At 44.2% G+C, this 26,324-nt stretch carries 24 protein-coding genes; 21 read left to right on the top strand and 3 right to left on the bottom strand.

Features of this window, described 5'->3' with window-relative positions:
- Positions 1 to 148: 148 nt before the first annotated feature.
- The 18 genes from ACR6Z4_RS11130 (at position 149) to ACR6Z4_RS11045 (ending at position 20,048) form a co-directional block, all read left to right on the top strand.
- On the top strand, positions 149 to 2,023 hold the full coding sequence (locus ACR6Z4_RS11130) for an ABC transporter ATP-binding protein (protein ID WP_479717337.1): 1,875 nt from the start codon (positions 149 to 151) through the stop codon (positions 2,021 to 2,023).
- Positions 2,024 to 2,028: 5 nt separating this feature from the next.
- Positions 2,029 to 2,904, top strand: coding sequence for a sulfotransferase family protein (locus ACR6Z4_RS11125; protein WP_479717336.1), 876 nt, complete (start codon positions 2,029 to 2,031; stop codon positions 2,902 to 2,904).
- A gap of 154 nt (positions 2,905 to 3,058) precedes the next feature.
- Entirely contained in the window at positions 3,059 to 4,174 is a 1,116-nt protein-coding gene (locus ACR6Z4_RS11120; RefSeq protein ID WP_479717335.1) for a glycosyltransferase family 4 protein, read from the top strand.
- 121 nt (positions 4,175 to 4,295) lie between these two features.
- Entirely contained in the window at positions 4,296 to 5,516 is a 1,221-nt protein-coding gene (locus ACR6Z4_RS11115) for a glycosyltransferase family 4 protein (RefSeq protein ID WP_479717334.1), read from the top strand.
- Between the two features lie 12 nt (positions 5,517 to 5,528).
- Positions 5,529 to 6,515, top strand: a complete 987-nt coding sequence (locus tag ACR6Z4_RS11110; protein WP_479717333.1) for a glycosyltransferase family 2 protein — start codon at positions 5,529 to 5,531, stop codon at positions 6,513 to 6,515.
- A complete protein-coding gene (locus tag ACR6Z4_RS11105; protein WP_479717332.1) occupies positions 6,505 to 7,182 on the top strand; it encodes a class I SAM-dependent methyltransferase in 678 nt (225 codons plus the stop codon). The genes ACR6Z4_RS11110 and ACR6Z4_RS11105 overlap by 11 nt, the downstream gene beginning before the upstream one ends.
- 8 nt (positions 7,183 to 7,190) lie before the next feature.
- On the top strand, positions 7,191 to 8,333 hold the full coding sequence (locus ACR6Z4_RS11100; RefSeq protein ID WP_479717331.1) for a glycosyltransferase: 1,143 nt from the start codon (positions 7,191 to 7,193) through the stop codon (positions 8,331 to 8,333).
- Between the two features lie 304 nt (positions 8,334 to 8,637).
- Positions 8,638 to 9,168 (top strand): hypothetical protein, encoded by a 531-nt coding sequence (locus tag ACR6Z4_RS11095; RefSeq protein WP_479717330.1) that lies wholly within the window; start codon positions 8,638 to 8,640, stop codon positions 9,166 to 9,168.
- Positions 9,169 to 9,189: 21 nt separating this feature from the next.
- On the top strand, positions 9,190 to 10,275 hold the full coding sequence (locus ACR6Z4_RS11090; protein WP_479717329.1) for a glycosyltransferase family 4 protein: 1,086 nt from the start codon (positions 9,190 to 9,192) through the stop codon (positions 10,273 to 10,275).
- Positions 10,272 to 10,982 (top strand): class I SAM-dependent methyltransferase, encoded by a 711-nt coding sequence (locus ACR6Z4_RS11085; RefSeq protein ID WP_479717328.1) that lies wholly within the window; start codon positions 10,272 to 10,274, stop codon positions 10,980 to 10,982. Before ACR6Z4_RS11090 ends, ACR6Z4_RS11085 begins: the two co-directional genes overlap by 4 nt.
- A gap of 49 nt (positions 10,983 to 11,031) precedes the next feature.
- Positions 11,032 to 12,276 (top strand): glycosyltransferase family 4 protein, encoded by a 1,245-nt coding sequence (locus tag ACR6Z4_RS11080; RefSeq protein ID WP_479717327.1) that lies wholly within the window; start codon positions 11,032 to 11,034, stop codon positions 12,274 to 12,276.
- The gene (locus tag ACR6Z4_RS11075) at positions 12,227 to 13,327 is read left to right on the top strand and encodes a glycosyltransferase (RefSeq protein WP_479717326.1); all 1,101 of its coding nucleotides are present in this window, start codon (positions 12,227 to 12,229) and stop codon (positions 13,325 to 13,327) included. The genes ACR6Z4_RS11080 and ACR6Z4_RS11075 overlap by 50 nt, the downstream gene beginning before the upstream one ends.
- Positions 13,328 to 13,467: 140 nt before the next feature.
- Positions 13,468 to 14,277, top strand: a complete 810-nt coding sequence (locus tag ACR6Z4_RS11070) for an FkbM family methyltransferase (protein WP_479717325.1) — start codon at positions 13,468 to 13,470, stop codon at positions 14,275 to 14,277.
- Positions 14,270 to 15,448 (top strand): glycosyltransferase family 4 protein, encoded by a 1,179-nt coding sequence (locus ACR6Z4_RS11065; RefSeq protein WP_479717324.1) that lies wholly within the window; start codon positions 14,270 to 14,272, stop codon positions 15,446 to 15,448. Before ACR6Z4_RS11070 ends, ACR6Z4_RS11065 begins: the two co-directional genes overlap by 8 nt.
- A gap of 43 nt (positions 15,449 to 15,491) precedes the next feature.
- Positions 15,492 to 16,784 (top strand): hypothetical protein, encoded by a 1,293-nt coding sequence (locus ACR6Z4_RS11060; RefSeq protein WP_479717323.1) that lies wholly within the window; start codon positions 15,492 to 15,494, stop codon positions 16,782 to 16,784.
- Positions 16,781 to 17,923 (top strand): glycosyltransferase family 4 protein, encoded by a 1,143-nt coding sequence (locus ACR6Z4_RS11055; protein ID WP_479717322.1) that lies wholly within the window; start codon positions 16,781 to 16,783, stop codon positions 17,921 to 17,923. Before ACR6Z4_RS11060 ends, ACR6Z4_RS11055 begins: the two co-directional genes overlap by 4 nt.
- Positions 17,924 to 17,955: 32 nt before the next feature.
- Positions 17,956 to 19,191 carry a glycosyltransferase gene (locus tag ACR6Z4_RS11050; protein WP_479717321.1) on the top strand — a complete coding sequence of 412 codons (1,236 nt, stop codon included), beginning with the start codon at positions 17,956 to 17,958 and terminating at the stop codon, positions 19,189 to 19,191.
- Positions 19,192 to 19,217: 26 nt separating this feature from the next.
- Complete coding sequence (locus tag ACR6Z4_RS11045; protein WP_479717320.1) at positions 19,218 to 20,048, top strand: glycosyltransferase family 2 protein; 831 nt, start codon at positions 19,218 to 19,220, stop codon at positions 20,046 to 20,048.
- Here the strand turns inward: ACR6Z4_RS11045 and ACR6Z4_RS11040 are convergent.
- From ACR6Z4_RS11040 to ACR6Z4_RS11030, 3 genes are all read right to left on the bottom strand, one after another.
- Positions 19,999 to 21,480, bottom strand: coding sequence for a leucine-rich repeat domain-containing protein (locus tag ACR6Z4_RS11040; protein WP_479717319.1), 1,482 nt, complete (start codon positions 21,478 to 21,480; stop codon positions 19,999 to 20,001). The genes ACR6Z4_RS11045 and ACR6Z4_RS11040 overlap by 50 nt on opposite strands.
- Before the next feature lie 156 nt (positions 21,481 to 21,636).
- Positions 21,637 to 21,936 carry a nucleotidyltransferase family protein gene (locus ACR6Z4_RS11035; protein ID WP_479717318.1) on the bottom strand — a complete coding sequence of 100 codons (300 nt, stop codon included), beginning with the start codon at positions 21,934 to 21,936 and terminating at the stop codon, positions 21,637 to 21,639.
- Positions 21,933 to 22,067 (bottom strand): hypothetical protein, encoded by a 135-nt coding sequence (locus ACR6Z4_RS11030; RefSeq protein ID WP_479717317.1) that lies wholly within the window; start codon positions 22,065 to 22,067, stop codon positions 21,933 to 21,935. Before ACR6Z4_RS11030 ends, ACR6Z4_RS11035 begins: the two co-directional genes overlap by 4 nt.
- Positions 22,068 to 22,299: 232 nt before the next feature.
- On the opposite strand from ACR6Z4_RS11030, the gene ACR6Z4_RS11025 reads away from it, so the two are divergent.
- Genes ACR6Z4_RS11025 through ACR6Z4_RS11015 form a run of 3 tightly spaced genes read left to right on the top strand, consistent with a single transcriptional unit; the run spans position 22,300 to position 26,306 of the window.
- Entirely contained in the window at positions 22,300 to 22,947 is a 648-nt protein-coding gene (locus tag ACR6Z4_RS11025) for a hypothetical protein (protein WP_479717316.1), read from the top strand.
- 51 nt (positions 22,948 to 22,998) lie between these two features.
- Entirely contained in the window at positions 22,999 to 24,894 is a 1,896-nt protein-coding gene (locus ACR6Z4_RS11020; protein WP_479717315.1) for a P-loop NTPase family protein, read from the top strand.
- Positions 24,895 to 24,908: 14 nt separating this feature from the next.
- Complete coding sequence (locus ACR6Z4_RS11015) at positions 24,909 to 26,306, top strand: DUF1802 family protein (RefSeq protein WP_479717314.1); 1,398 nt, start codon at positions 24,909 to 24,911, stop codon at positions 26,304 to 26,306.
- Positions 26,307 to 26,324: the final 18 nt, after the last annotated feature.

The raw sequence follows: 26,324 nt of genomic DNA, 5'->3' as shown, positions 1-26,324 counted from the left end.
TCACTAGTCAAACAAGGCATTTTTATTAAACAAAATATTGCTCTGATAAGAAATAAGTATTAAACAAATTTTTAGCCAAACCAAAGATGCCTTGCCTGTTCTATTACAGGTTGAACTACAGTAATTCATCACGTATTCAGGTGCTACCATGGCAGACTTGTCATCAACAATCAAAAACTTATTCCAATCTAAGAAAAATCACTTGAATGTCTTGCCAAAAATCCATAATCCAGCCCATAAACTCCTTTTAAAATCTGTATATCAAAATCGCAGGTTATTATCAATTAGCTTCTTTAGCAGCTCAGTAGCTGCGGTGTTTGAAGGTGTCACTTTCGCGCTAATTGCCTTAGCTTTAAGTGTCTTAAATGGCAACTCAATATCAGAATTAAAGACGGATTTTCATTTAACAAACTTCGGTATTGGATTTAATCTCGACAGCCTGAAACGAAGTGATCTTTTTCTAGGATTGATTAGTCTAGCAATTTTGTTACAACTGCTTCGTAGTAGCTTTTTGCTCATAGGCAACATCGCTAATACTTATCTTGGCAATAATATAGAAAGCTATATTCAAAAGGTGGTTTACCGTAAAATTATGAGCTTTTCTTGGTCTTGTGTTGGTCGCTATAGATGTGGAGATTTATCTGATTTTGTTACAGGACAATCTCCTTTTATTAGTGAGTCAGCGGAAAGACTCAGAGCTTTACTAGTAGCTGTTTTGAGCATGCTTGCGTATAGTGTTATTTTATTATTTATCTCTATACCCTTAACCGTTGTTGCAGTCATTCTATTCAGTCTAATTTCAATTTTTCATAAAGCTTTAATCTCTAGGCTGGGTCGAATTTCACAAAAGATCAGTGTCGCCAGAGCAGAATTGAGTGAAGAAATCATCGAGAGTTTTCACGGTTTACGGCTTATTTATTCGTTTGATCTTCAACGCAAGTTTGTTGAGAAAATCAATCATTCTATTGATAAAATAGTCGATTTAAATAAAAGATCTGGTTGGATCTTGGGAATAGCTAATCCTTTAACCAATAGCTTAATGATTATTGCAATAGGATTATTTTTGTGTCTTGGATTTTTTGTCTTAGATAATGAAAATGCTTCGACGTTACCCAAACTAATCACATTTATTGCTGTCTTAAATAGACTTTCGAGTAGATTTAGTACACTTAGTTCTGCTACAACCGATATTGCTCGTCGTCTGGGGGTTATTAGTAGATTAGGTGAAATTTTGAATGAACAGGATAAAGAATTTATTCAAAGTTCTGGAAAAACTTTTCCTGGGTTGGAACAGGAAATTTTGCTGGATAATGTTTCTCTTAAATATCCAACATCAAAAAACTATGCACTAAAATCAGTATCTTTTGCTCTAGCCAAGGATACTGTGGTTGCTCTAGTAGGAAGTTCAGGTGCCGGTAAGTCTTCCATTTCTGATTTGCTCCTGCGTTTATATCAACCAACCTCAGGCTATATCTATGTCGATGGTAATGATTTAAATCAGTTTAGTCTTAGTAGTTGGCTGAATTCGGTAGCCGTTGTTAGTCAAGATGTCTTTTTGTTAAATGACACAATTTCTGCAAATATTCAACTTGACTCTAAAAGAATTTCTGATGCTGAAGTCATGGAGGCAGCAAAACTTGCTCATGCTCATGAATTTATTATGGAATTGCCAAAGGGATATAACACAATTATTGGAGAGTTAGGAATCCAGTTGTCTGGAGGACAACGACAGAGAATCGCGTTAGCCAGGGCAATTTTGCGTCAATCCGAAGTTTTGATCATAGACGAGGGAACTAGTGCTCTTGATAGCAAATCCGAACATTTAGTCCAAGAATCTATCCTGAAAATTCGAAAACAACGAGCAGTTTTAATCATTGCTCATCGTCTGTCTACTATCAATCAGGCAGATCGCATTATTGTGCTTGATCAAGGATGTATTATCGAGCAAGGTACGCATGATGAGCTGCTTCGATTGAATGGCAAATATGCTTCTTATTGGAAATTACAAACCCAAACCTTTTAATGTTTATGAGTCATCTCGTACTATTTGATTTTCCCAGACGCTTAACTAGCTTATGTAATCCTATTAAAGTTATCAGGAATGTGGCTTGGAGATATGGATCTGGTATCTCTTCAGAGCCACATATATTTGTGCTTGGATCTCCCAGAAGTGGAACAACTTTAATGTTTTCAGTATTGCTTTCTCATCCGCAATTATCGGGAATTAATAGTGAAACCTTCTTTTTTGTTCCTAGAGATATCTTTAATCTCAAAAGCTATGAGCGCCTTCAAGTCGTTGGAGGTCCTGCAACTGAACCATTGTCATGGTTGCTGAAGAATTCCAAAGATTTAGTTGATTTTTACGATAATGTCTCAAAATTCGTAATTCAACGTGATGGTGGAAAGTATTTTTTGGAGAAAACGCCTTTCCATGTTCTCCAGCTTAAATTTTTGACTCAGCATTTTCCTAATGCAAAGTTTATTCATATGATTCGAGACGGTCGAGATTGCTATGTTTCTAATAAACGCTTACCTCCACATTTTCATAAACCTATAGAACGATTTGCCAATCTTTGGAAAGAATCAATTATTGCCCGACAGAAAATTGGAGAAAGTCAGCAGATTATAGATGTCAGATATGAATCTTTTGTCCAAGATCCTCTGACAGTAATGAAACAAGTCATGGATTTTATAGGAGAAGACTTTCTAGAACAGCAACTAGACCCTAAATATTACTCTGCTAATAGTATGTTTAACGGCATGAGCGGACATGAACGGCTGAGTCAAACTATTAGCTCAGAAAGTGTGAGACGGTGGCATGAAAAGATGACTGATCAAGAAGTTTCTATTTTTCATAAGATTGCAGATCGTCAATTGAAAGAAATGCAGTACGAAGTTAATTAAAAACTTAGAACTTACAACCATGGTCAATTGCTTAAGCCACAGATTTTTGGTTGTGTGCCGCGCTCCGCACGGCACACAACCAAAAATCTAACCATATCCAAGCGCGAAGCGCTGTAATTGAAAAATTAAAGAGTAAGCTCTTGCGTAAATTGTTATGAGGATTGTGCTTGCGGGATATCTTTTGGGGCAAGGGGGCGTGCAAAGTCATTTGAGATGGCTTGCCAAAGCCTTAGGTGAAGCCAATATTGACACATTGGCGATTTCCTTAGGTAACCAGCCACCTACCCCTGAAGAATTAGCTGATCTGCAACCGTTCAAAACGGGAAACACGCAATTCATCTGTTGCGCTCCTTATTCCAGTTCTAACTATCGTTGGCATCGATCGAAATTTCAGCGATTTTCTGAAATAACAGCCCTGATTCGGCAGTTTGATCCAGATATTTACCTGGCAGCCGGAACTGGATGGAATCTGTTTTTGCCCCCACTGTTGGCGGGTCAACAGGTTCGGCGGATTTTTCATGAAGTCATGTCCGGGGTCGCTGGAGATTGGCGTGATTCTCGCTGGGCAGCTCGCTGGGGCTTTGATGAAGTGGTCGGACAATCACCCATCGTGGCTCAAACCTTTGCCCGATCGTTTGGTTGGACGCAGGCGATCGCCAGTTTGCCAGCGATTCCAGAACCGTTGGAAGTCACCGCACGTTTACCTCAACCTGTTGTCAAACCGATCCAACCAGGAACCGTCAAAGCGGCTTTATTTAGTCGTTTAGTCCCCCATAAACAGGCTTTTTGGTTAGTCCAACAGTGGGATTCATTAAAACATTGGCTGGGAGAGTTGCATATTCATGGCAGTGGACCGGAAGAAGCTCTGATTCAAAACTATATTGCAGCCCATGGATTAGGCGATCGCATTCGTTGTTTTGGACGATATCCAGACGGACAAGCATACGTTGATTTGCTCAGCCAGTATGATTTGACGCTCCTGCCAACAATTGGTGCGGAAGGCGCACCGCTGGTGTTATTGGAATCCATGGCGTGCGGTGTTCCATTTGTTGCCTATGGTGTCGGTGGTATTCCGGATTATGCCGTTGATAACCCGAATGTGTTGGTAGTGCCGCCGCAACCGCAGGCATTTATTGCAGGGGTTCAGCTTATGGTCGAGCGCTTACAGGAAGGAAAAATTGATCCGATTCAGCTTCAGCAGTTTTACTTGCAACGGTATTCTTACAACACTTTGAAACAGGCGTGGTTGTCTTATTTATTAGGTCAGTAGACGGCGTTGCTTAATAGCAGGATGCAAGTGAACGTGAAACCAGAGGTTTCACGTTCACTTGCATCCCCCAAAGCAGTGACCCCTCAGTAGAGCGCTTGGTTTTTGTGGAATGTGATGCCAGATGAAACAGTTTATTGCCGTTCAAACAGGGGCACGACGCAATTACGCAGTTCCCAGTATTCTTGCCCATGCAGGTTTATTAGATACGTTTTATACCGATCTTTGTGCTGATGTGGGCATCGGCAAAGCGATCGCTGACTTTTGTCCATCATCCTTGCGTCGGGGAAGTTTACAAAATCTGATCAACCGCCGATTGCCCGCAAATTTAAAGCCAAAGACTCAGACATTTGCCAATGAAGTATTGGTTTATCTTCTGCGTCAGCGCTTAGCCCGTCATCGACCTGAACAATCCATACAATCATTTGTGCAATTCCAACACGATTTTGGACGTGCCATGATGCAACGGGGATTGGGGCAAGCCACGCATCTATTCACTATGTTTGGCGAAGGGATGCCGCTGATTCGCTTTGCCAAAGAACGGGGGCTAACAACAGTCACAGAAATCTTCATTTTGTGGAGCGCTCACATGATTGCTGAACGAGAGCGAGAGCGATTTCCCGATTTAGAAGCGCCCCTTGCCCAACGTTTTAGTCAACGGGCAACTGATTCCGGGCGTCAGTGGGTGCAAGAATTATTGTCATTGACCGACTGGGCGATCGCTCCCAGTGAAGCTGTGCGTCAAGATCAGGCAACGAATTATGGGTTTCCGACTGAGCGTTGTTTTGTCGTACCCTATGCCGTCGATCATTCCTGGTTTGAGATCGAAAATCAGCCTATACGCGGACGTATTTTGTTCGTTGGAACGGCAGATTTGCGCAAAGGGATTCACTACCTGGGTATGGCGGCTAACCGCTTGCAATCTCGCGGTTACGAGTTCCGGGTTGCCGGGAATGTTTCCGATCCAATTCGTGACCATTCCTTGATGCGATCGCTTCAGTTTCTTGGGCGAGTGCCCCGTAGTCAGATCAAACAAGAATATGCAACGGCTGACATTTTTGTGTTGCCCAGTTTGGCAGAAGGCTCCGCAGAAGTAACTTACGAAGCTCTGGCAACGGGATTACCCATCATCACCACAGCAGCTTCGGGGTCGGTCGTCCGCGATGGCATAGAAGGATTTATCATCCCAGAACGGGATCCAGATATGCTGGCACAGCGCATTGAAGAATTGGTAGAACAGCGAGAATTGCGCGATCGCATGGCACTAGCCGCCAGAGCCAGAGCCAGAGAATATACCTGGACACAGTACGCTGAGCGGTTGTTGACCGTTTTTCAGGCAGTGTGATGGAGAAACGGCATGGTTAGCATTGGGATTGGTATTCCTGTAAGAAACGGCGAAAAATATTTGCATCAGGCACTCCAAAGCGCTTTAGCTCAAACTGAATTGGCTGATGAAATTGTCGTTGTGATTAACAATTCTAGCGATCGCAGTTGGGCAATTTGCCAGGAGTTTTTACCCTATATTCGTATAGTCGAAGATAACACTATTCATTCTATCGGTGCTGCCTGGAATGCCGTGTATCAACACAGCCGATCGGATTATATCGTCATGCTGCATCAAGATGATGTATTAGATGAAAATACTATTAAAATTCTGACCAAAACTATTAACTGTCAAGCCGATTTGGGATTGGTATTTGGCAGGATGAACTTAATTTCAGAACACAATACTTTTTTGCGAATCAACTACCATCCTGAAGAGGTTTTTTTGACGGGAAACGACTATTTAGATCGAGTGATTTGGGGACTTTTGCCGGGTTGTTCAGGAATGTGTGTAAAGCGAGACTTGATTTTAGAAAATCCTTACAGAACTGACCTGAATATCGCATTAGACATTGAATTCTTTATCAGGATGGGTTGGAAAGCAAAAGTTTTAGGTATCCCTGATGTGTTGTCATCCTATCGATTACATTCTGCTTCGACGTTACACTCAGATACTCATCGCAAGAGCCAAAAAGATTTGCTGAAATGGTGGCAATTGCTTGAGTCTGGAGCAATTCAAGTACCAGATGAATGGTTGCCTGTTTACCGGGCGGGCTTATTAAAGCGAATGATCACGGTTTTACTTCAAGATCTGCAACAAGGCGATCGCATTCATACCTTTGAATGGATCAATTTTATCGATCATGTTTTGAAGAAATATCCCTCTCTCTATCGCACATCATTTACGATCAGAAGTCGAATGATTTATGAGCTAATCAAAATCCGTGGAATTGGTTATGCGATCGCCTATTCCATTCTTCAGATCCGATCAAATTTTAGATTAAAAACGAATGAGAACTGATCCTTTTGCAATCAAAAAATTTCCTAAGTGGCACCCTGTTAGATTGCTGTTTACAGCCCAAGCAAGAGTATCAGAGCAAGAAGCTAGATGGAATTTTGAAAAATATAAGCTCCCTGAGAAAGACATAGTAGATCCGCCAGAACTTCCTCCGGCTGACTATACCCAAACTGCCGTCAGTCGCACTCATATGCAATATCTCTTGCATGGACTTAAAGCCACAGAGCATTTATCAGGAACAGTTGTGGTTGAAATCGGCTGTTATCGGGGGGTTACTACCCAAATTCTAGGTAAATCAACAACTAGAAACGTAATCGGTATTGATCCATTCATAGGCTATGGAGGCGATCAAGACGACTACATTCAATTTCAGCAAAACATTAAAGATGTTCCTAATATTTCCCATATACGACAGACATCAGGGGACGCCTTTAGAAAATGGAACGCCGGAACAATTGGATTCATTTTTATTGACTCACTGCACGACTATGTGAATACAGCATTTGATTTGGAAGCATGGTCTTCCCGTCTCATTAAAAATGGAATCGTTGCCCTGCATGATACTGACTACATTGGCTTTGCAGGAACTCGTAAAGCCGTCTTCAAGGCAATGCAGAAGTTTGATTTATTCTCCCATTGTGATGGTCTAACAATTCTCAGAAAGAGATAACGATAACAATGGATGGTCGATTAAAATTAGCCGTTTTAGATGCCAATTTTTATTGGACACAACAGTTATTTTCCGCGTGTTCCGACTTTGCGGATATTTTGCTTTTGCGTCCCTATGATTTCAGGCAATTTCATCAACTATATGGTCACTACTCAACGGATCTAAAGCCGCGTGCCATTGCCGATCATATTTGGGAACAAAGGATTTGTTGTCCGCCCGGATGGTTATTTCACTACTGGGCACTCACTCAAACATTTCTAGCCCATCTGATTCGACGCTTTCAAAAGAATGATCCGTTAGTTTTTGTCTTCAGCTATCCCTACTATCACAGCCTCGCCAAACAACTCAATGCATTTTCAATTTACTACAATGTTGATGATTATCAACATTATTGGCAAGGACGAGAACGTCAAACTCAAAACGCAGAAGAACAGGCAGTAAAACACGCCAATCTTACAGTCTGTGTGGCGCAATATCGGGCGGATCAACTGAGAAGAATATATCTGGAAAAAGGCGATCGCATCATTCATATTCCCCATGGATGTTCACCCCAATTTATGGTCGATCAGCCATTGGAGCACCCTAATCCGCTACCTGCTGAATTGTGTCACTATTCCCGCCCCATTGCCGGATATATTGGCACCCTCAACTATCGATTTGATTTTGCCTATCTTGCCCAGGTTGCAGCCCAATTACCCAATGTCACCTTCGTATTGGGGGGAGCTTTACCCCAACCTCAGGAGGGATCAGAGAACTGGTGGCGCGGTGTAGAACAAGTCCGCCAACTACCCAATGTTCACCTTATCGGTGCTGTTTCTCACCAGCGATTAGGAGAATATTTACAGGCTTTTGATCTGTTGTTAATGGTTTATTCTGACTGCAATTTTAATCTCAATGCTTGCCCAACCAAACTTTGGGATTATATGGGAACATCTTTGCCCATCATCGCCAATAATGTTGTCCCAGAAGTCAATCGCTGGAGTGAATTAATCCGAATTTCAAAACATCCAGAAGAGTTCGCGAAAAATATTAAAAAAGCTCTAAAAGAACCTGGAGTAGCAGCCAAAAAATGCTTAGACGTTGCTCATAAAAATGTATGGACTTCACAAGCTGAAAGACTTCAGATAGAGATAGAAAAGTTCATTAAATGAGAACCAACTTACTTTGCCAAACATGAATTTATTAAATGGGTCAATGTCTAAAAGGATTATAAGCCATGTCGGTTATCAGCTAACTCATAGCTATTATTCTTATCTGAGTTCGATAAAACAATTTTCCCCCAATGTCCTATGGATCTTGGGTCATTCTCGTTCTGGATCGACGTTAGTCTCTCATATTCTATGTTCTAACCCACAAATATGTGGATATGGAGAAACCTATACAACGTATAGAAGCGAGGATGATTTTAATCAGTTAAGAACACAGATACACTTTCATCTAAGAAATTTTACATTTTTGGAAAAATATATTTTCGACAAAATCCTTCATGATGATTTTCTGCCAGACCCTGAGATTATTTTATCTCCAAAAGTTAGGATTATGTTTCTATTAAGAGAACCTGTAGGTACTCTCAACAGTATTGTCAATATTGATCCTGAGTATGACTATGAAAGAGCATTAGGCTATTACAAATCAAGACTAATAACGTTAGTCGAGTATGGCAAAATTTTGTCGGCTAAAAAAGATTATTGTTTGCTGACCTATGATCAAATCCTAAATTCCACAGATATAGCTTTAAGTCAGCTGCAATCTTTTTTAGGTTTAAATCAAGCTCTATCTTCTGAATATAAACGGACAAGAATGACAGGGAAAAAAGCATCTGGCGATTTTTCTGAAAAGATCAAATTAGGATATATTTCTAAAAGTAATCGACTCCAAACTGTAGCTTTACCTCACTCGATTCTCGAAGAGGCAACGTACTATTTTAACTATTGCTATAGTTCTCTAGAAAATTTATCTGAAAGTCTTGATTTTGGCAACAAATAGAACCTTGATCAACACAACAGAATGAACATTAATTTTATCTTGCCGTTTTATCCGCGTTTTCCGATTGGTGGATTTAAGGTGCAGTATGAATACGCCAATCGCTTAGCAGCACGAGGGCATCAGGTGACAGTGATTCATTCTCGGAGTCTTGCACCTGTAACGCACTGGCGCGATCGCATGACAGGCTATCTCTGGACTTATCTCAAACCCATGCTGAGTGGAGGAATTGCCCCCTGGTTTAGCTTTCATCCTGAGGTGCAATTGCTCCTGGTTCCCGATTTACAGGAACGGTTTATTCCAGATGCTGATATCACTGTGGCAACCTGTTGGTCTGTGGCAGAAATCACCCAACACTATTCCCAACGCACAGGGCACGCCATCTATATCGTCTACGATTACGAAGTTTGGCAGACTGCCGCTTCTGACATTCGCGATCGCATGAGTGCCGTGTTTCGTTCAGGCATAACCCTGGTGGCAACATCACCCGCTGTCAAACAGATGGTGTCAGAAAACGGTGGCTTCCCCAGTGCTTACATTCCCTGCGGGCTGGATTTTGAACGCTACGGCTTGGATATTCCTATTGCAGAGCGAGTGTGGGGAACGATTGGTTTTCCGGCACGAGAAGGGCTGGGCAAGGGACTGGAAGATGCGATCGCCGCTCTAACCTTACTCAAAACAACCCATGGTGCCGATCTAACTGTCTTTGCCTTTGGTTCGAAACCAGTTAATTTGCCGGACTGGGTGACGTTTATTTGCTTACCCACTGATGAGCAACTGAGAGCCTTTTATAACCAAATTTCGATCTTTTTGTTTCCCTCCCATTACGAAGGCTGGGGATTACCGGGCATGGAAGCAATCGCGTGTGGTGCAGCTCTGGTGGCGTCAGATAGCATTGGTTTACGAGACTATGCGATCGATGGACAAACAGCATTATTGGTACCCATTCAACGTCCGGATCTGCTAGCAAATTCTGTGGATAGTTTGTTGAGAGATGATTGCCTGCGGCAGCATCTTGCAACACAGGGGCAGGAGCATATTCAGCACTATACCTGGCAACAAGCCGTAGGTCAGCTAGAACACTTTTTCTTGGAGACTGTCAGGTCATGACCGATGCACTTTTCAGCAGTATTCCACCCGTCGGTTTATGGGCTAAGTTTTCTTACTATACGGGGAAGTATGGCTTGTTTCATGCGCTGCTGAGTTACCTGGGTCGGCTGTATCTACCCTTGTGGAGGTGGATAGGAAGTTGGGTAACTCGTCCTTATGTTGAGCGTTGGCTGCGTACAGATCAAGAGAAGATCTTAAACCTGGGTAGTGGGTCAAATTGTCTAGCCCCTTGTCTCAGTGTAGATGTTGATCCGCGTGCAGATGCTTACGTTGATATTACGCATCCTTTATCCTTTCCAGATGCATCCATTGATGCAATTTTTTGCGAAGAAGTTATCGAGCATATTTCTTTAGATCAAGGTCGTTTATTACTGCAAGAGTGTTGGCGCATTTTAAAGCCTGGTGGCACCTTGCGATTGACGACTCCTGATCTGACGTATTTCTCGCAAAAAGTTCTCACCTTGCCTGATCATTGCGACGAGATAAACGATATTTTTTACAATCATGGACATCGCTATTTATACACCTCAGAGGCGTTACAACAGATCTGCTGTGACGTAGGGTTTACTGATTTAAAGCCGTCTACTTATCGCGATCGCACTTCAACGCTGGGTCAGTTTGATTCCCATGCCGATCGCTTTAACCATGCGCCCGAAATTTCGCAGTATTTGGAAGTCCGCAAACCAATTGGGATACTCAAACCATAATGTTTGAGAACCTCCACAAACCCCATTGTAGATGGGCTAACGATACACGATGAACCATTGTGAAGTAGCAAGCCATCCTCTAAAAGTACTGATGATTCACTATCTGGATGACGCCCGGATAGGTGGATCCCTGCGGGTTGGGCAATTGCTAGCCAACCATGTTGATCCAGCCAATGTTGAAGCCCATCTTGTTTTTGTCTATGGTTCAGCCGGACCTGTGGCAGCCAGTTCTGACGTTCCCTGTCATTATCCCGGTGTGCGGGGACGTTGGGACGTTAGGGGATGGTGGAAGGTGCGTCGATTGGTGCAAGACTTGCAACCAGATGTGATTCATTTTCAAGATCCATTGGTGGTCTTGCGATTATTTTTGAGTGGGTTGATTCAAGCTCAAGTGACCCACTGCCATGGAAGACCCCTGTTTCCACCCAAAACCTGGATCAGCCGTCTTGCCAGTCTTTGGCAGCGGCAAACCACGGATTGTTTTGTCTGCATCAACCCCAGTGCAGCAAACACTCTGGTTGAATTTGGCTTGGCATTGCCTCAGCAGTGTCAGGTTTTGCCCAATGCTGTCGATGTGCAAGGGTTACAACACCGTCTCGATCGCCCGTCTGCCAGAGCAATGCTAGGATTGTCGCCTGAACCCAAGGTCTTGGGTATGGTGGGGCGTGTGATTGAATCTAAGGGGTTTCCTGATCTGTTTCGGATTGCTCAACATTTGCCGGAATCCTGGCAGGTTGCCGTGTTTGGCGATGGACAGGATCGAGCGCACTTGCAACAACAGGTTCATGATTTGGGGCTGGGCGATCGCATCCAGTTTCTTGGATCGCTGGATGATGTGCGAATTGCCTATGCTGCCATTGATGCATTAATTTTTTTAAGTCAGCATGAACCGTTTGGGTTAATTTTGGCAGAGGCGATGGCGTGTCGGGTGCCGGTTTTGGGGCTTCATGGCATGGGAGAGTATCGGGAACTGAACCCGCCATTGGTGGATGACCAGGTGGCAACCTTTTGGCAACGCGATCGCCCTGAACGATTTCGAGATCCGTCGGAACGGTCAATTCCTGAATCTGACCACGTCCTGCAACCGCTATGGCAGGCGATCGCCACCTTTGATCCGGATTCTGTGGCTGTTCAGCAGAAGGTAGAAGCAGCCTTTCAACGAATTCAGCAGCACTATGATGTCACCGTGCAAGCTGCCCGGATGGCAGACATTTATCAGGAGTTAGTGGCTTCCCGTCATGACAATGGGTTCACCAAAATTACACCGTCCCACCGTCGTTCATGCTATCAATAACCTGGGGGTTGGGGGTGCGGAAACAATGTGCTTAGAGGTGTTACGTCACTTCTCAGCATGGGCAGATAATGCTGTTGTGGTGTTAGATGCCCGCCATCAACCGCGACGAGCTGAATTTGAACAGTTAGATGTTCCGATTACGACCCTGAATCATGCTCCGGGACAGTATCTTCAACTGGTCTACAAAAGTTATCGCTATTTTCGCCAGCATCCAACCGATGCGCTAATTTGTTGGTCATTCGGCAACCATACATGGCTCAGCCTGGGCGCAAAATTAGCGGGTGTGACTCACGTTATTGCCAGTGTCCAAAATGCACCACCCGATGAACCCAACCTTCGATCAAAATGGCGATCGCTAGCTCGTCTGAGTTTTTGGACGACGTCTCATCTCGTTGCGTGTTCTAATTATGTGCGCGATCGCCTGGTTGACGATCTCAACTTACCGGCCCATCGCATTGTGACGATCTGCAATGGTTGTAATGTTCGTCATATTCATCAACGGGCACAGGTAGGAAAAGCCATTAAGCCGCTTCATCCGATCATTGGTATGGTGGCGCGATTAAATGAAATCAAAGATCAAAAGACGTTGATTCAAGCGATGCCCCTGGTATTAGCCCAACATCCAACGGCTGAATTATGGCTGGTGGGCAGTGGAGAACAACAACCCAGATTAGAAACATGGGTCAAGGATCTGGGGTTGACGACTCATGTCAAATTTTGGGGCGATCGCCAGGATATTCCCGAACTGCTGGGACAAATGGACGTCTTTGCTTTTTCCACCACAGCGGCAGAGGGCTTTGGCATTGCTCTGGTCGAAGCATTGGCAGCCGGTGTAGCTGTTGTTGCCTCCGATGTCGGTTCTTGTGCGGAAGTGTTGCAACAGGGGAAATGGGGGATGCTGGTTGAACCTGCCAATCCGACGCAGTTGGGTCATGCCATTTTACGAAGCCTTGCGGGTTCTGTTTGTCTATCTGAGGTTACGAAAATTTGGTCTACCTATGACACTAAACATGCTGCCCAAACGTATTGGCAACTCTTGTTTCAAGCTTAAAACCACAACACGATATAGTGCTTCACACCTGGGTAGATTCCGATTGTTGTGAGAGAGCCGCGCTCCGCGCGGCTCTCTCACAACACCATATACATCATGCCATTGAAAATTGCGATAGTCCCTTTGATAAATCGAGGCTTATGAGACACCTAATTAAAAATTTGCTTCCCTACGGGGTCATTGAATACGTTAAAAACTATCGTGATTTTGCCAGAATTGGCTTTTCAAATTCACAGGCATTTTGGTCTGCCCTATCTGCTTCAAAGTCAGCCTCTTTAGCATCAACTCGGCTTAATTTTTTACCGAATAACAGCGTAAATCAGCTTGATTACATCGTAGATGTTGGAGCAAATGAGGGGTTATGGAGTTTAGGAGTTTTATCCCTTGCTCAGCCAAAACAACTGATTGTAATTGAACCTTCGCCTGAATTACAACCCAAACTTCAATCACGTTTGGGGTCTTATCCGGGTGTGAAATTGTTAAACCTGGCGGTTGGGAGTGAATTGGGAGAAACGCAACTTCATATCACCAGTCATTCTCATAACGTTTCTCTGCTCAAGCCCAGAAGCGAGATGAATGATTTTTATCAGGATGGTTGGGATCTGAAAGAAACGGTCAAGGTTTCTGTGGATACACTGGATCATATTTTAGATGAATTGCCTGAAGTTTCTTTACTGAAGATTGATGTGCAGGGGTATGAGAAATTTGTCTTGCAGGGAGCAGAAAAAACTTTAAAGAAAACAAAGTTTGTTATTTTAGAAGTCACTTTCTTTTCTCACTATGAAAACGACTCTCTGTTCCCGGAGTTACATACCCTGATGACAGAGGCAGGATTCTATTTGCAAACTATTAAAATCCCGATTTGTAGAGAAGGGCGATCGCCGTGGGGAGATGCAATTTATATCAATAAACATCTAGCTTCAACTGCTACGGAAAAAGGAAATGACTAGGGATCGAGCCGTTGCCGTAATTGGTGATGCCAATGATATTAATTGTTGGAGTAATATCCCCTATTTTTTCTTGCAAGCGGGACAGCGGTCGCATTTTTTACAGACGGGTTTAGCGCTGAATCCTCAACAAAATTCCAGACAAAAATTGGCATGGAATTTAACATCGCCATTGCGTTTAGAGCGACCCGGTGGCTTTCAATATACCCGACAGGCAAACGAAGCTTTATGGCGTCAAATAGATGCCCAATCCATCGGTGATATCATTAGCTTTTTTCAACTGTTTCCCCCTCACGATCGGTGTCAAACGCTAGGAATCACGTTTTCCCATTACATCGACTTTCCCCTGCCCTGCCTGTTTGAAGACTATGGCGTCGCCCAAACCATTGGGCATTGGACAGCTCAGCATGCCTTGGCGAGAGAGCAAGCTCAATATGCTGCGGCTCGCTATGTGATTTGCATGTCGCCCTGGGCAGCGCGTCAAGTGGTGGAACAGTGTGGGGTTGCTGCCGAAAAAGTCCATGTAATTATTCCGGGAGCAAATCTACCAGAATCGGCATTTCCAACGACTTCACTCCCCTGGGAAGATGCCGATGTACCCGATGGTAAACGAGTGCCCTTGCGGATTGCCTTTGTCGGTAAACTTCCTCTGCGGAAAGGCTTAGATCGGCTGGTGGCAGGCATTCGCATTCTGCGCCAACGGGGCTATCGTACAGTTTTACGGGTGATTGGTCCCTCAGATAATTTGTTTCCCCACGACCCTGAAGTTGAGCATTTAGGGTTCATCAACAAGCTCAACGAACCGTTGCGATTGATTCATGAATTGCAACAGTGTCACATAGGGGCGTTGCTGTCATATCAAGAAGCATTTGGCATTGCAGCTCTGGAATATTTGCGCTGTGGATTGCCTGCCCTCATTACTCAGACGGGTGGATTGGGCGATAGTATTCCGTTAGATTGTGGTATTCGCTTGCCTGCGGATTGTACTGGAGACGCGATCGCCGATGCCCTGGAAGGGTTGCTCAGGGATGGCGATCGCTTCCAACGACTACGGCATCAGGCTCAGCAACAGGCGAGGTATGCCTCCTGGGATCGCACCCTGGAAGACTTTGAAACCCTGTGGCGCACAGGGACTGTTGCCCCAAACCATCCGGATTGTCTGACCAAAGGTTGAAAAAACGTAGGTAATAGGGGCGTTTTTGTGTCATTGCGCTGTCATGGTTGACCTTTATCTGTCGTTGTTTGTCTTGATTTGTCTGGGGTTATTGGGCTGGGGCATGACCCGTCCCGATCGCGTCTATCAATATCCATTTTTTATGGGTGGAATTTTTTCTGCCTTTATTTTGCCGCAGGCGATCGCTCTAGTCCAAAATCCCAGAGCAGTTGACCAGACCGGCGTTGAGCGTGTGCTGCTGATGTCGTGCTTGTGTGCGGGCATGTGTTGGATTGGCTATCAGTGGCGACCTCAAGCCGATTGGATAAATCGCTTAAATTTTGCAGTTAATCCTAAAAAACTATTGATCTCTGGCATTGCCCTGACGATTATTGGCTATGGATCTCGCTACCTCATTTCCACCGTGCCTGCCTCGGAAACAGGTGGTTCGATGTGGACGGGACGGATTACCATTTACGCTTTCTTTTTCTCTCTGATCTATCCGGCTTTTACGATCTTGTTAACGATCGCATTACGTCAGCCGAATGTTTTTAATATTGCCTTAGCTACGATCGCAGGTTTGCCAAGTTTTGAAGCTGCCTTTGAAGCAGGTCGGCGTCAGGGCGCAGCTGCCTTTGTGCTAACGCTGGGTTTAGCCTTATTCTATACCTGGCAATACATTCCGCCACGCTGGTTAGCATTGGGTGCGGTTCTATTAACGGTTTACCTGATTCCGTTAGTTGGTAATTATCGGGGCGACGCCTGGAGATTGATCTTTACCCCTGAATTAACCAATGGGTTAGAGAATGTCTTGTCGGGGCAGATATTGGAACTGAGAAATGCAGCAGTATTGATGGATGTAGCTGAACGAACCGGGCAGTTTCAATATGGGTTGGGGTATTGGGATAATCTGGTTTTTCGGTTTGTTCCAGCCCAAATTGTAGGACGTGGCTTGAAAGATGCCTTGATGGTTGCTCCGGTCAAATTAGATGTGATTGGTAGTTTTGGCTATTCTGTTCCATCCGGCTCGACGATTACGGGTATTGGCGATGCTTTCTTTCAATTTGGCTATCTAGGCTGTGTATTCTTTGGCTTACTGGGCTATCTCTTCAAACACTTCTGGTATTCCGCTATTTATTACAAAAGTGCCATCAGTCAGGTGTTTTATACCGGGTTAGCTACAACTGCCATGCGCAGCCTGACCCATGGCACCATTGATTTCTTTCCAGACTTAGTCTATTACTCCGTTTTTATCGGCATTGTTGCATTCTATTGTCGCGAAAAAGTACCCCCCCAGTATGAGTTTGCAGCAAGCAATCTAGTTTATCCATCGAACTCCTATAGAGGCGATTTATGAAAATCGCGGCACTCACGCCGATGACCAGTGCCTATGTGGAAGCTCGATATACCCACTTCACCCGTCAGTTTCCCTATGATTCATTATTTCTGATTGAACTGGGTCAAACCTCCAGCACCTACCCCTGGCAACCGAGCCATTCCACTGTGCCCTACGAAAGAGTGGTGCTGTCTGAACAGCCTTCAGAAACTCAACCGCTATGGCGATTAGGCAGTGCTATTTTTAAGGCGTTGAATCAGATTCAACCCGACGTTGTGGTGATCTGTGGCTATGGTGTGCGGGGGATGCTGTTTGCGTTGCTGTGGAGCCGCTTGTATCGTAAACCAGCCGTGCTGTTGTCGGATACTAAAGCTGATGATGCCGTGCGCGATCGCTGGCGAGAAAGCATCAAACGGTACATTATCGGGCACTATCAAGCGGCATTGGTTGCCGGAGTGATTCATCGGCAGTACTTGATCCAGATGGGAATGCCTGCTGAAGCCATCTCTCTGGGCTATGATGTTGTCGGCAATGATAGCTTTCATCCCCATACCATTCGACACTTACCCAGACCTTGCAACGCTCCCTATTTTCTGGCAACGAGTCGATTTATTCCCAAAAAGAATCTGCTGGGTTTGCTCTCTGCCTATGCGGCTTACCGTCAAACAGTGGGAGATGACGCCTGGGATTTGGTGATATGCGGGGATGGTCCGCTTCGCCCGCAATTAGAACACGCTATTCAAACCCTGGGATTAACCGCTGTTGTCCATTTGCCGGGGTTTCTTCAGCCTGCCGACCTGTTACCGTACTACGCCCATGCCCAATGTTTGATTCATGCCAGTTGGCAAGAGCAATGGGGATTAGTCGTCAATGAAGCTATGGCAGCGGGTTTACCTGTGCTGGTTTCCCGCCGCTGTGGTTGTTTTGCCGAACTGGTTGTAGACGGGGTGAATGGCTATGGCTTTGATCCACAGCATCCGGCAGAGTTAACGGAATTAATGCTCAAGCTCAGTTCTGGATATGTGGATTTGGCAGCGATGGGGCAAGCCTCATTGCAACAGATTCAAACCTTTTCGCCAGACACGTTTGCTCAGGGGTTACGACAGGCTATTGAATATGCGATCGCCCGTGTCAACGATAGCGGTGTGCAAGGTCATTAACGACGGAACGTGATCAATCGGGGTTAGACACCATGAAACTCTTAGTCGTGATTCCAGCCGTGGGGTTGAGTTATGGGGGTTCCTCTAAAAGTGTATTAGAGCTATCCGCAGCCGTTGCTCGACAGGGAATTGCGGTGGATATCGTGACCACCAATGCTGATACAGCCGTGCGGTTGCAGGTGCCCTTGCAGCAGTGGATCACGGAAGCCTCCTATCGCATTCAATACTTTCCGTACTGGCACATCAAAGACTACAAAATCAGCCCTGCGCTCACCCAATGGCTGTTTGCTCATGTGTCTGACTACGATCTGGTGCATATTAATGCCATCTTTTCGCCACCCACGACAGCGGCATACTGGGCATGTCACCATCAGCGAGTGCCCTATGTGATAGCGCCACACGGGATGTTAGAACCCTGGGCATTATCCTATAAAGCCTGGAAGAAGCAGATCTACTATCGCTGGATTGAAGCGAAAGCGCTGACATGTGCCAGAGCCATCCATGTGCTGACGGCAGCCGAAGCGGCGAATGTCACGGCATTGGGGCTAAAGACTCCCACCGTTTTAATTCCCAATGGCATTCATGCTGACGATTTTGCCACCTTGCCCGACCCGACCTGCTTTTATCAACACTTTCCGGATACCCAAACCAAAACGCTGATCCTGTTTATGGGGCGGCTTGATCCCAAAAAAGGACTGGATCTATTAGCCGATGCTTTTGCCCAGGTTCATGCGCGCTTTCCCAACACCCATTTGGTAATTGCCGGCCCCGACAATATCGGCTTTTTGCCTACAGCACATCATTACTTTGCCGAAGCAGGGTGTTTGTCGGCGGTGACGTTTACCGGATTGCTTAGCGGGGTGTTGAAGTACAGTGCGTTTGCCGCTGCCGATCTATACGTTGCGCCGTCGTATTCGGAAGGGTTCAGTATGTCGGTGTTAGAAGGGATGGCTTCAGGCTTACCCTGTGTCATCACTCAGGCTTGCAATTTCCCTGAAGCTGCGATCGCCCAGGCTGCCCATGTGGTGGATGTAACCAGTGATGCGATCGCCACGGCACTGATGGATTGCCTTACGGATCTGGAGTCAGCCAGAGCAATGGGCGATCGCGCCCGTCAACTGATTTTTGACTACTACAGCTGGGATACCATCGCCCAAACGTTATGCCAAACCTATAGCACGATCCTCGCTACGGATCGTGGATTTGATAAACCCGCAGATGGATTGTTGGCAGCGCGGCGACGCCGCGCTGCCAACAATCAACTGTGATCCTGAGAAGACGTCTGCAACACCCAATGTTAGAAAAAATTACGCCTTTAATTCTTACCTATAACGAAGCTCCTAATCTTCGACGGACGCTTCAACCGTTGACCTGGGCAACGTCAATTGTTGTGATCGATAGTTTTAGTACCGACGAAACGCTAGAAATTTTATCACGCTATCCCAACGTCCATGTATTGCAGCGGCTGTTTGATACCCACGCGCAGCAATGGAATTATGGTTTGCAGCATGTTAGGTCTGATTGGGTTCTGTCCCTCGATGCAGATTACGTTGTTTCGGACGACCTGATCGATGAAATCAGAGGCTTATCGCCCCATCCAGACGTAGACGGATACCTGGCGCGATTTAAGTATTGTGTGTTCGGTCAGCCGTTGCGCGGCACGCTATTACCTCCCCGCCAAATTCTGTTTAACCGCTGTCGGGCAACCTATATCGATGATGGGCATACCCAACTTTTACAGGTGAAGGGATCATCTGCCATGCTGACGGGTTATGTTTACCATGACGATCGCAAACCCCTGAACCGATGGTTATGGGCGCAAGATCGATACATGATTTTAGAAGCTAAAAAACTCCGAGAGACACCTGCTTCACAATTGAGTTGGGGCGATCGCATTCGGCAGCAAAAGCTCATTGCCCCTTTCGTAATTTTGCTCTATTGTCTGATTCTCAAAGGCGGCATTTGGGATGGCTGGCGCGGTTGGTATTATACGTTTCAACGGGTGTTAGCAGAACTTTTGTTGGCAATTCGGCTGATTGAATTAGACTGCCAAGCCTCTGCGGCTGCATCACAGGCTAAAATCGACACGCCGACGGCTGCGCCAGGGGACACGTTGCTGAGTTAAGCGGATTGAGCGGCAACGCCAGCTGAAGTAACTGGGTCAGAGCAGCAAGGGGCTGTGGATCGGTAATCTGATTGCTACCCAGAGTTAATATTCGCAAGCGACTGAGCGATCGCAACGGGGTCACGTCTGTAATCTGATTGAAATCCAGGCGTAGGTCTGTCAAATTGACTAGCGGACTCAGGGGTGTCAGGTCTGCGATCTGATTGTGGCTGAGGTTGAGTCGGGTCAGGTTGGTTAGCGATCGCAAGGGTTGGATATCGGTTAGTTGCGCTGCTACTATCGACAACTGAGTCAGCGTTGTCAGGCTGGATAATGGACTCAGATCTCCCAGATCGATTGATTGTGTCGAACCGCCCAATTCTAATGTTTGCAACTGGGGCAAGTCCGAGAGAGAACCGAGATCGTGGATGGGGTTGGTGCTGAGGTTGAGCTGAGTCAGTTGGGTCAACGTGTGGAGAGATGGCAGTGTGGCGATCGCATTGCTGGCAACTTGCAGATCGGTCAATGCTGTTAATGGTTGAATTGGCGTGAGATCGGTAATGTCATTGTCATTCAAGCGCAGGTGGGTGAGAGATGATAGGGATGACAATGGGCTGAGATCTTGAATCTGGTTTTCGCTCAGATCCAGGTCAGTCAAGCGGATGAGCGATCGCAATGGACTTACATCACTGATTTGGTTAGCTGCTAGATGCAATGCAGTCAGGTCTTGCAGGTTAGCCAGGGGATGTAGATCCTCAATAGCGGCGGCTGTGATGGTTAATCGTTGCAGCTGGGGCAATGCTGCCAGTGGTGTCAGATCGGTCAGACCCTGGTTAAACGCTAAGGAAAGGGTTTGTAACTGAGTGAGTGCAGTCAGCGGTTGTAAATCGGTAATGGGGTGTCCTTCCATGCGTAATTCGGTGAGCTGAGAGAGCGATCGCAAGGGTGCCAAATCTCGCAGTTGCCCAGTGGTGCTGTGGTTGATAATGACCAGCGATCGCAACTGGGTCATGGTTTCAAACGCTTGCAAATCGCGAATGCCATAGCTTTCATGCAGCTCCAGATGATGTAGCTGGGGTAATGCTTGAAGCACCGTCAAATCTGCATCTTGTTCGGTTGTCAGGGCTAAAGTGGTCAGTTGAGGCAGTGCCGTCAGGGGACGCAGATCACTCAGTGCTGCCAAAATTTCAGCTTGGGTCAGGCTCAGTTCGGTCAGGTCTGACAATTTTTGGTTGGCTTCGGTGCAATCATTGGCTTCTACCCGTTCCATTAACGTCACAATCGTATGGCGGGTGGCAATGGGGTATGTAGATTGCTGTAAGCACCACTCTGTAAAGCTAGTAGTGGCAGAAGCGTTAGGATTTTGGGCGACCGTTGTCGCTGCCCAGATGCAAACAACAGCCAGGATACTAAAAGCAAAATAATAAAAAGGGTTTCGATAAAACGGTTTCATAGGGATAGAACATTGACGAACCAGATGTCTTTAAATTGAAGATTTGGCGATGTCACTCTTCTGGGTGTTTCATGAAGGGAATACCATTTTTGGATAATATCGCTGCTTTGTATGGGTTCAGTCATTTGATTGAGACTTCAACAATTAAGGGATTGATCACACATAAATTGCTTCCCTATCTATTCTTGTTTTTAAGAAGCTATTCATGCCGTACCAATACCTCACGACATCAACATTTTTGCCAAACAATAATTCTAATTCTGCTTTGAGGCTCGCTCGCTTTAACAGATCGGGTGCCATATCTACCACGATATCAATGTCACTTTCACTATGGGCTTCATTGCGTGCCACAGAACCAAATACCCCAATACGAGTTATGCCATAGCGTTGTTCGAGGTCGGGTTTCAGGTAATACAATTTTTGGAGGATATCGGTGCTCTGTATAGATTCACTCATTTAGTCTGTTTCCTTTGAATTGGCTCCTTTTCGGTTTTCCCTGCCGCGATCGCCACTTTTTCCTCAATCAGCTCATATGACTGATAAACGATCGCATCCATCAGGTGTAGGGTCAGACAGAACGACTGCATTACAGGACATACCTACATTCTGGATGTTTTATGTGCTGTAAGCAACCTTGAAAGGAATATTCTTTGAGTAATTACTTTTATTTGTAAAGCCCAACTTCATGAATGTTGGAAGAATTAACCGTAATGTTTCGGTGAGATGTCGTTAGCTTGCGAAGAGTTGAGGGAACATTTACTAAGACGGACAATGAAATCTGATTTCACTTTGCATACATAAATTAAGGCAAGGATCATTATGGCTTTGAAAAATTCACCAGAGCAGTCCAGAGTTCGTCTACTATTAACTTTGTGGGAATTAGGCATTATCCAAACTGACGTTAGAAAAGGTGAAATCACCAAAAAAGTGGTCAGAAAAGGTGAAAAAGCTGTTGATTACAAAGAGTTTTTGGATGAATTAGTCAGTAAAGAAGCGATCGCCATTTCCGGCTCGAAAGTTACACTCTCAACAGATAAATTAAGTAACTTACTGGGCAATGCTTTAAAGAATTCTGATTTTGAATTTGATGCCCAGATCGGTAAAGGCAAAGCGAACGCTCTACTGAGATTAATTCGATCCATGAATACGGGTGCATCGTCTTCTGAAAACGACAAAACTGCGATCGCTTCCTATGAAGAATTTAAACCAGTTGCATTAGAGATTTACGATCGCCTCAATCGTGACTACAACATGGGTAACATGGTGCCTATCTATCGCATCCGTCGAGAAATTGGCGAACAAGTCTCTCGTTCTCAATTCAATGAATGGCTTTTAGAACTGCAATCTAACGATTTCTTGCAACTTTTGGAAGAAAGTGTGGAAGATAGCGCTCCAGATAAAATTGAGGACTCTGTTACAACAAAATTGGGCAAACTGCGCTGCTACGCAAAGCGAGTTGCTGCATAAAAATTGACTGTTCCTACATAAAATCTCTGTTCTACACTTGTTAACAAGATCATGACTTCACCCTCTTCCCTTGATGCTCTCAATCAAGCCATTAAGGAATGTAATCCCTTTGAGAGTAATTTTGTCACTAAGTCTTATCACATCTGGGATGAGAACTTTTTAGACTTACCTAATCTACATTCTCACGCATCTGGAGAAATTCTAGAATCAATCGAGAAAATTAACTCTGGTCACCATCCCAGCAATACAATAGGCTTCGCACTTTTAGCGCCTAAAGGGGTTGGAAAAACTCACGTTCTCAGTAGGATTCGTCAACATTTAAAGCGCACAGGTGATGGGTTTTTCATCTACATGTGCGAGTATGGCAACTTGAGCTTGATCAAGCATCAGTTTTTACAAAACTTAGCATCTAGTTTGAAGAAAACAGGCAACAAAGGAGTCATGCAATGGCAAGAACTCGCAACAGCTTTGATCAATCAAAGTATAGGAAAAAGCCTTGAACCTCAACAACTGATTGATCAATTTCCTAAAGCATTAGCGAGAGATCCTCAAGTCGTTAACAAACTTACTCAAAGGATTTCTCAAAAATACTCAGATATCGAGAATCCTTACATTATCAAAGCAATTCTCTGGACTCTATCTCAAGCTCACGCACCCTTTGCAATTAACTGGTTAGCAGGGAGAGAACTTTCCGAAGCTCAGGCTAATATGATGGATTTGCCTGACTTGAGTAAAGAAGATAGAGATGTTGAAGCATTCAGCATTGCTCGTCAAGTGTTGTATTTAATTAGCCACTACACTACACCAGTTATCTGTTTTGATGAACTGGATGGAACTGAATCAGCTGATGAAGATGATTTAATGCTTGCGGGTTGTAGCAGAGCACAAGTGGTTGGTAGTTTAGCTAAAGACATTTACAACAACTTGAGAAGAGGCATTCTCATAACTGCAATGTATGCCCAGACTTGGAAAGAAGAGTTTCATTCGTTAACTCTTGCTAATGCTGTTAAAGATAGAATTGCGCACAAAGAAATAGCACTCAATCATTTAAAGCCTAATGATGCTGTAATGTTGGTTGCTTATTTACTCGATGATTTCTATTCTAATCAAGAACTAACACCTCCTCATGCAATTTATCCATTTAACGAAAATGAGTTAAGAGAGATAGGAGACGGAGCCACAATTAGAGATATTTTGCAGTGGTGTGCTAAAAACTTTAGTGCAGCAAAAATTGATCCAGTTGAGAAATTTGAGAAGATTTACCAACAAATCGAAGCAACGTTGGAAGATCTTTCTGATGATAATGAAAAAATTGCAAACGCACTTGCGTTTGCCTTGCAGTATTTACGAGGACAAACTGTAGAAGGTGTAACTCTCCATGAAATCGATCGAGAAGTTCATCCTAAATGGAAACATAAAGGACGGATCAATTTTCGTATTCTGGGTGAAGAAAATGGAAAAGAGGTCAAAATTGGGGTCTGTGTTGCACAAGACTCTCATGGCAGAACTGTTGGAGCTTCAATAAAGTATTTAACTTGGTACCAAGACTTTGCAATAACTCGTAGTTGCCTAATCAGATCTAAATCAATCCCACAGAATTGGCAGGTCGCTAATAATAGCCTGAATCAACTTCTGAAGAAGCAAGGCGGAGAGTGGGTATCATTCAAAGATGAGGAAATTAAACCTCTTCTAGCACTTCATAGGATGTCCAAAGAGCTTGACAGAAAGATTTTCACAGATGAAGACTTTCAGCGATTCATTAATGAAAAACATCCTATTTCAACCAACTCTTTAATTCAAGAAATTTTGAGTGATCCGTCAGGTCAAAATCCCAAGGAAGTCATTGATGAAGATAGTGAACTTAAGAAGCTATTTTCTGAAGAGATTTCTGATGCTCTTAATACTAATGAAGAATCTGAAGCCCTTGAGCTTCTGTCAATAGCGTAAGAATATGAGATGTAATGAATAGCTCAATCTCAATTAATTCTGCACTGTGTGTACCAGAATCAGACTTACAAGCCCTTAGTAAAGGGCAAATGATCGTTGCATTGTCACAAACCTTTGTTAGCAAAGGTAAAACCTTTGCTCTTTGTCCTGTTGAGAAATCCAAGAGTAGTTTAACTACTTTTATCGAACTTTGGGCAAAGCTTGAGTTCTGTAAAATTTATAGTGACCCTAAAGAAGTAGAGCAACTCGCACAACTAACAATTTGGTCAAATGCAGAATTGCAAAAAGTTTTGCAAGAACGCTTCAAGATCTTTTTGCTTTTCTTGAGAGTATTCCAGTCACCGCAGCCGATTGAAATATCGTTAGAACGTATCAATGGGAGTAAGATAGGTAGCTTCATTCGACTACCTAATTATTTATTAGCTAATGACAATGCTCCTATACTAACTGATGATTTTTTCAGTCAACGCAAACAGCAACTTATCAATCTACAAGCACCTTTATATCCTGAGTTAGAGAAATTACAGTCTGTAATTTCTCAATTAGCTACTACTGATTCAAAAGCTAAATTACTAGAGAAAGATATCGAAGTATTTCTAGGATGGTCAGATAATTCAGCTATAAGAGTAGCTAATCCTGACTTATCTTGGATTAAGACGATCGTTGATCTGGGTAGTCGTAGTAAAGAATTGGATAAAGGGAAAAGTAATTACCAAGCTGGTACAGATTTTGAAAACGTAGTTCACCGCAGTCTTGAATTTCTTGGCTTTACAATCGATCAAGCACATAAAGGTGGAGCGGGTGGATTAGATCTGTTTTGCTCAACACCTTATCCTTTAGTAGGTGAGTGTAAAGCAGGAAAAAAAATTCCCAGTGATACAACTGAGGAATTAATTAAACTTGGTGGAATGCATTTAGGTACAGACCGATTTTTAACGGCTGCTAAATTGATAATTGGTCCCGGTAAGCCTACTCCAGATGTTTTGAAAGCGGCAGCACATTGGAAAGTTAGTATTATTAACCCTATGAGCTTACAGAAATTAGTTGAGTTGAAGGCAAAATATCCAGGATCAATAGATTTGATTGAACTAAAAAAGTATTTAGACTCTGGACAAATTGATTACAAGATTGATGAGTATGTTAGGACGGTCTTAGAAAAAATTGAACTCCGCTCATATATTGTTCGGATTGTCAAAAAATATCTAACACAAGTTAACGCTATAGATGTTGATTTAAATACGGTATTTGGTGTCTATTGTGGTTCAAACCCTCCGCAGGTTCTGGCTCTTCAAGATTTTTACCCAATTTTAATTGAACTTTCTTCGCCGTTAGCGGGTTATTTGGGTCGTAGAAAAGGAAGTGATGGTAGCGATCGCTTTTATTATTTACGTGATTTATCCATAGAAGAATAGCGACTTGTTATCGCCTCA

The sequence above is a fragment of the Calyptranema fuscum S582 genome (genome assembly GCF_055793305.1).
Note: the sequence above shows the minus strand (reverse complement) of the source record. Positions and strands in the feature narration are given on the sequence as shown.

Coding starts and splice junctions, on each gene's coding strand:
- ACR6Z4_RS11020 (WP_479717315.1), top strand. CDS start 22,999: ATGACTTCACCCTCTTCCCTTGATGCTCTCAATCAAGCCATTAAGGAA.
- ACR6Z4_RS11120 (WP_479717335.1), top strand. CDS start 3,059: ATGAGGATTGTGCTTGCGGGATATCTTTTGGGGCAAGGGGGCGTGCAA.
- ACR6Z4_RS11105 (WP_479717332.1), top strand. CDS start 6,505: ATGAGAACTGATCCTTTTGCAATCAAAAAATTTCCTAAGTGGCACCCT.
- ACR6Z4_RS11050 (WP_479717321.1), top strand. CDS start 17,956: ATGAAACTCTTAGTCGTGATTCCAGCCGTGGGGTTGAGTTATGGGGGT.
- ACR6Z4_RS11035 (WP_479717318.1), bottom strand. CDS start 21,936: ATGAGTGAATCTATACAGAGCACCGATATCCTCCAAAAATTGTATTAC.
- ACR6Z4_RS11060 (WP_479717323.1), top strand. CDS start 15,492: ATGGTTGACCTTTATCTGTCGTTGTTTGTCTTGATTTGTCTGGGGTTA.
- ACR6Z4_RS11080 (WP_479717327.1), top strand. CDS start 11,032: ATGAACCATTGTGAAGTAGCAAGCCATCCTCTAAAAGTACTGATGATT.
- ACR6Z4_RS11015 (WP_479717314.1), top strand. CDS start 24,909: ATGAATAGCTCAATCTCAATTAATTCTGCACTGTGTGTACCAGAATCA.
- ACR6Z4_RS11075 (WP_479717326.1), top strand. CDS start 12,227: ATGGGTTCACCAAAATTACACCGTCCCACCGTCGTTCATGCTATCAAT.
- ACR6Z4_RS11040 (WP_479717319.1), bottom strand. CDS start 21,480: ATGAAACCGTTTTATCGAAACCCTTTTTATTATTTTGCTTTTAGTATC.
- ACR6Z4_RS11030 (WP_479717317.1), bottom strand. CDS start 22,067: ATGCAGTCGTTCTGTCTGACCCTACACCTGATGGATGCGATCGTTTAT.
- ACR6Z4_RS11065 (WP_479717324.1), top strand. CDS start 14,270: ATGACTAGGGATCGAGCCGTTGCCGTAATTGGTGATGCCAATGATATT.
- ACR6Z4_RS11090 (WP_479717329.1), top strand. CDS start 9,190: ATGAACATTAATTTTATCTTGCCGTTTTATCCGCGTTTTCCGATTGGT.
- ACR6Z4_RS11100 (WP_479717331.1), top strand. CDS start 7,191: ATGGATGGTCGATTAAAATTAGCCGTTTTAGATGCCAATTTTTATTGG.
- ACR6Z4_RS11130 (WP_479717337.1), top strand. CDS start 149: ATGGCAGACTTGTCATCAACAATCAAAAACTTATTCCAATCTAAGAAA.
- ACR6Z4_RS11025 (WP_479717316.1), top strand. CDS start 22,300: ATGGCTTTGAAAAATTCACCAGAGCAGTCCAGAGTTCGTCTACTATTA.
- ACR6Z4_RS11125 (WP_479717336.1), top strand. CDS start 2,029: ATGAGTCATCTCGTACTATTTGATTTTCCCAGACGCTTAACTAGCTTA.
- ACR6Z4_RS11045 (WP_479717320.1), top strand. CDS start 19,218: ATGTTAGAAAAAATTACGCCTTTAATTCTTACCTATAACGAAGCTCCT.
- ACR6Z4_RS11070 (WP_479717325.1), top strand. CDS start 13,468: ATGAGACACCTAATTAAAAATTTGCTTCCCTACGGGGTCATTGAATAC.
- ACR6Z4_RS11115 (WP_479717334.1), top strand. CDS start 4,296: ATGAAACAGTTTATTGCCGTTCAAACAGGGGCACGACGCAATTACGCA.
- ACR6Z4_RS11110 (WP_479717333.1), top strand. CDS start 5,529: ATGGTTAGCATTGGGATTGGTATTCCTGTAAGAAACGGCGAAAAATAT.
- ACR6Z4_RS11055 (WP_479717322.1), top strand. CDS start 16,781: ATGAAAATCGCGGCACTCACGCCGATGACCAGTGCCTATGTGGAAGCT.
- ACR6Z4_RS11085 (WP_479717328.1), top strand. CDS start 10,272: ATGACCGATGCACTTTTCAGCAGTATTCCACCCGTCGGTTTATGGGCT.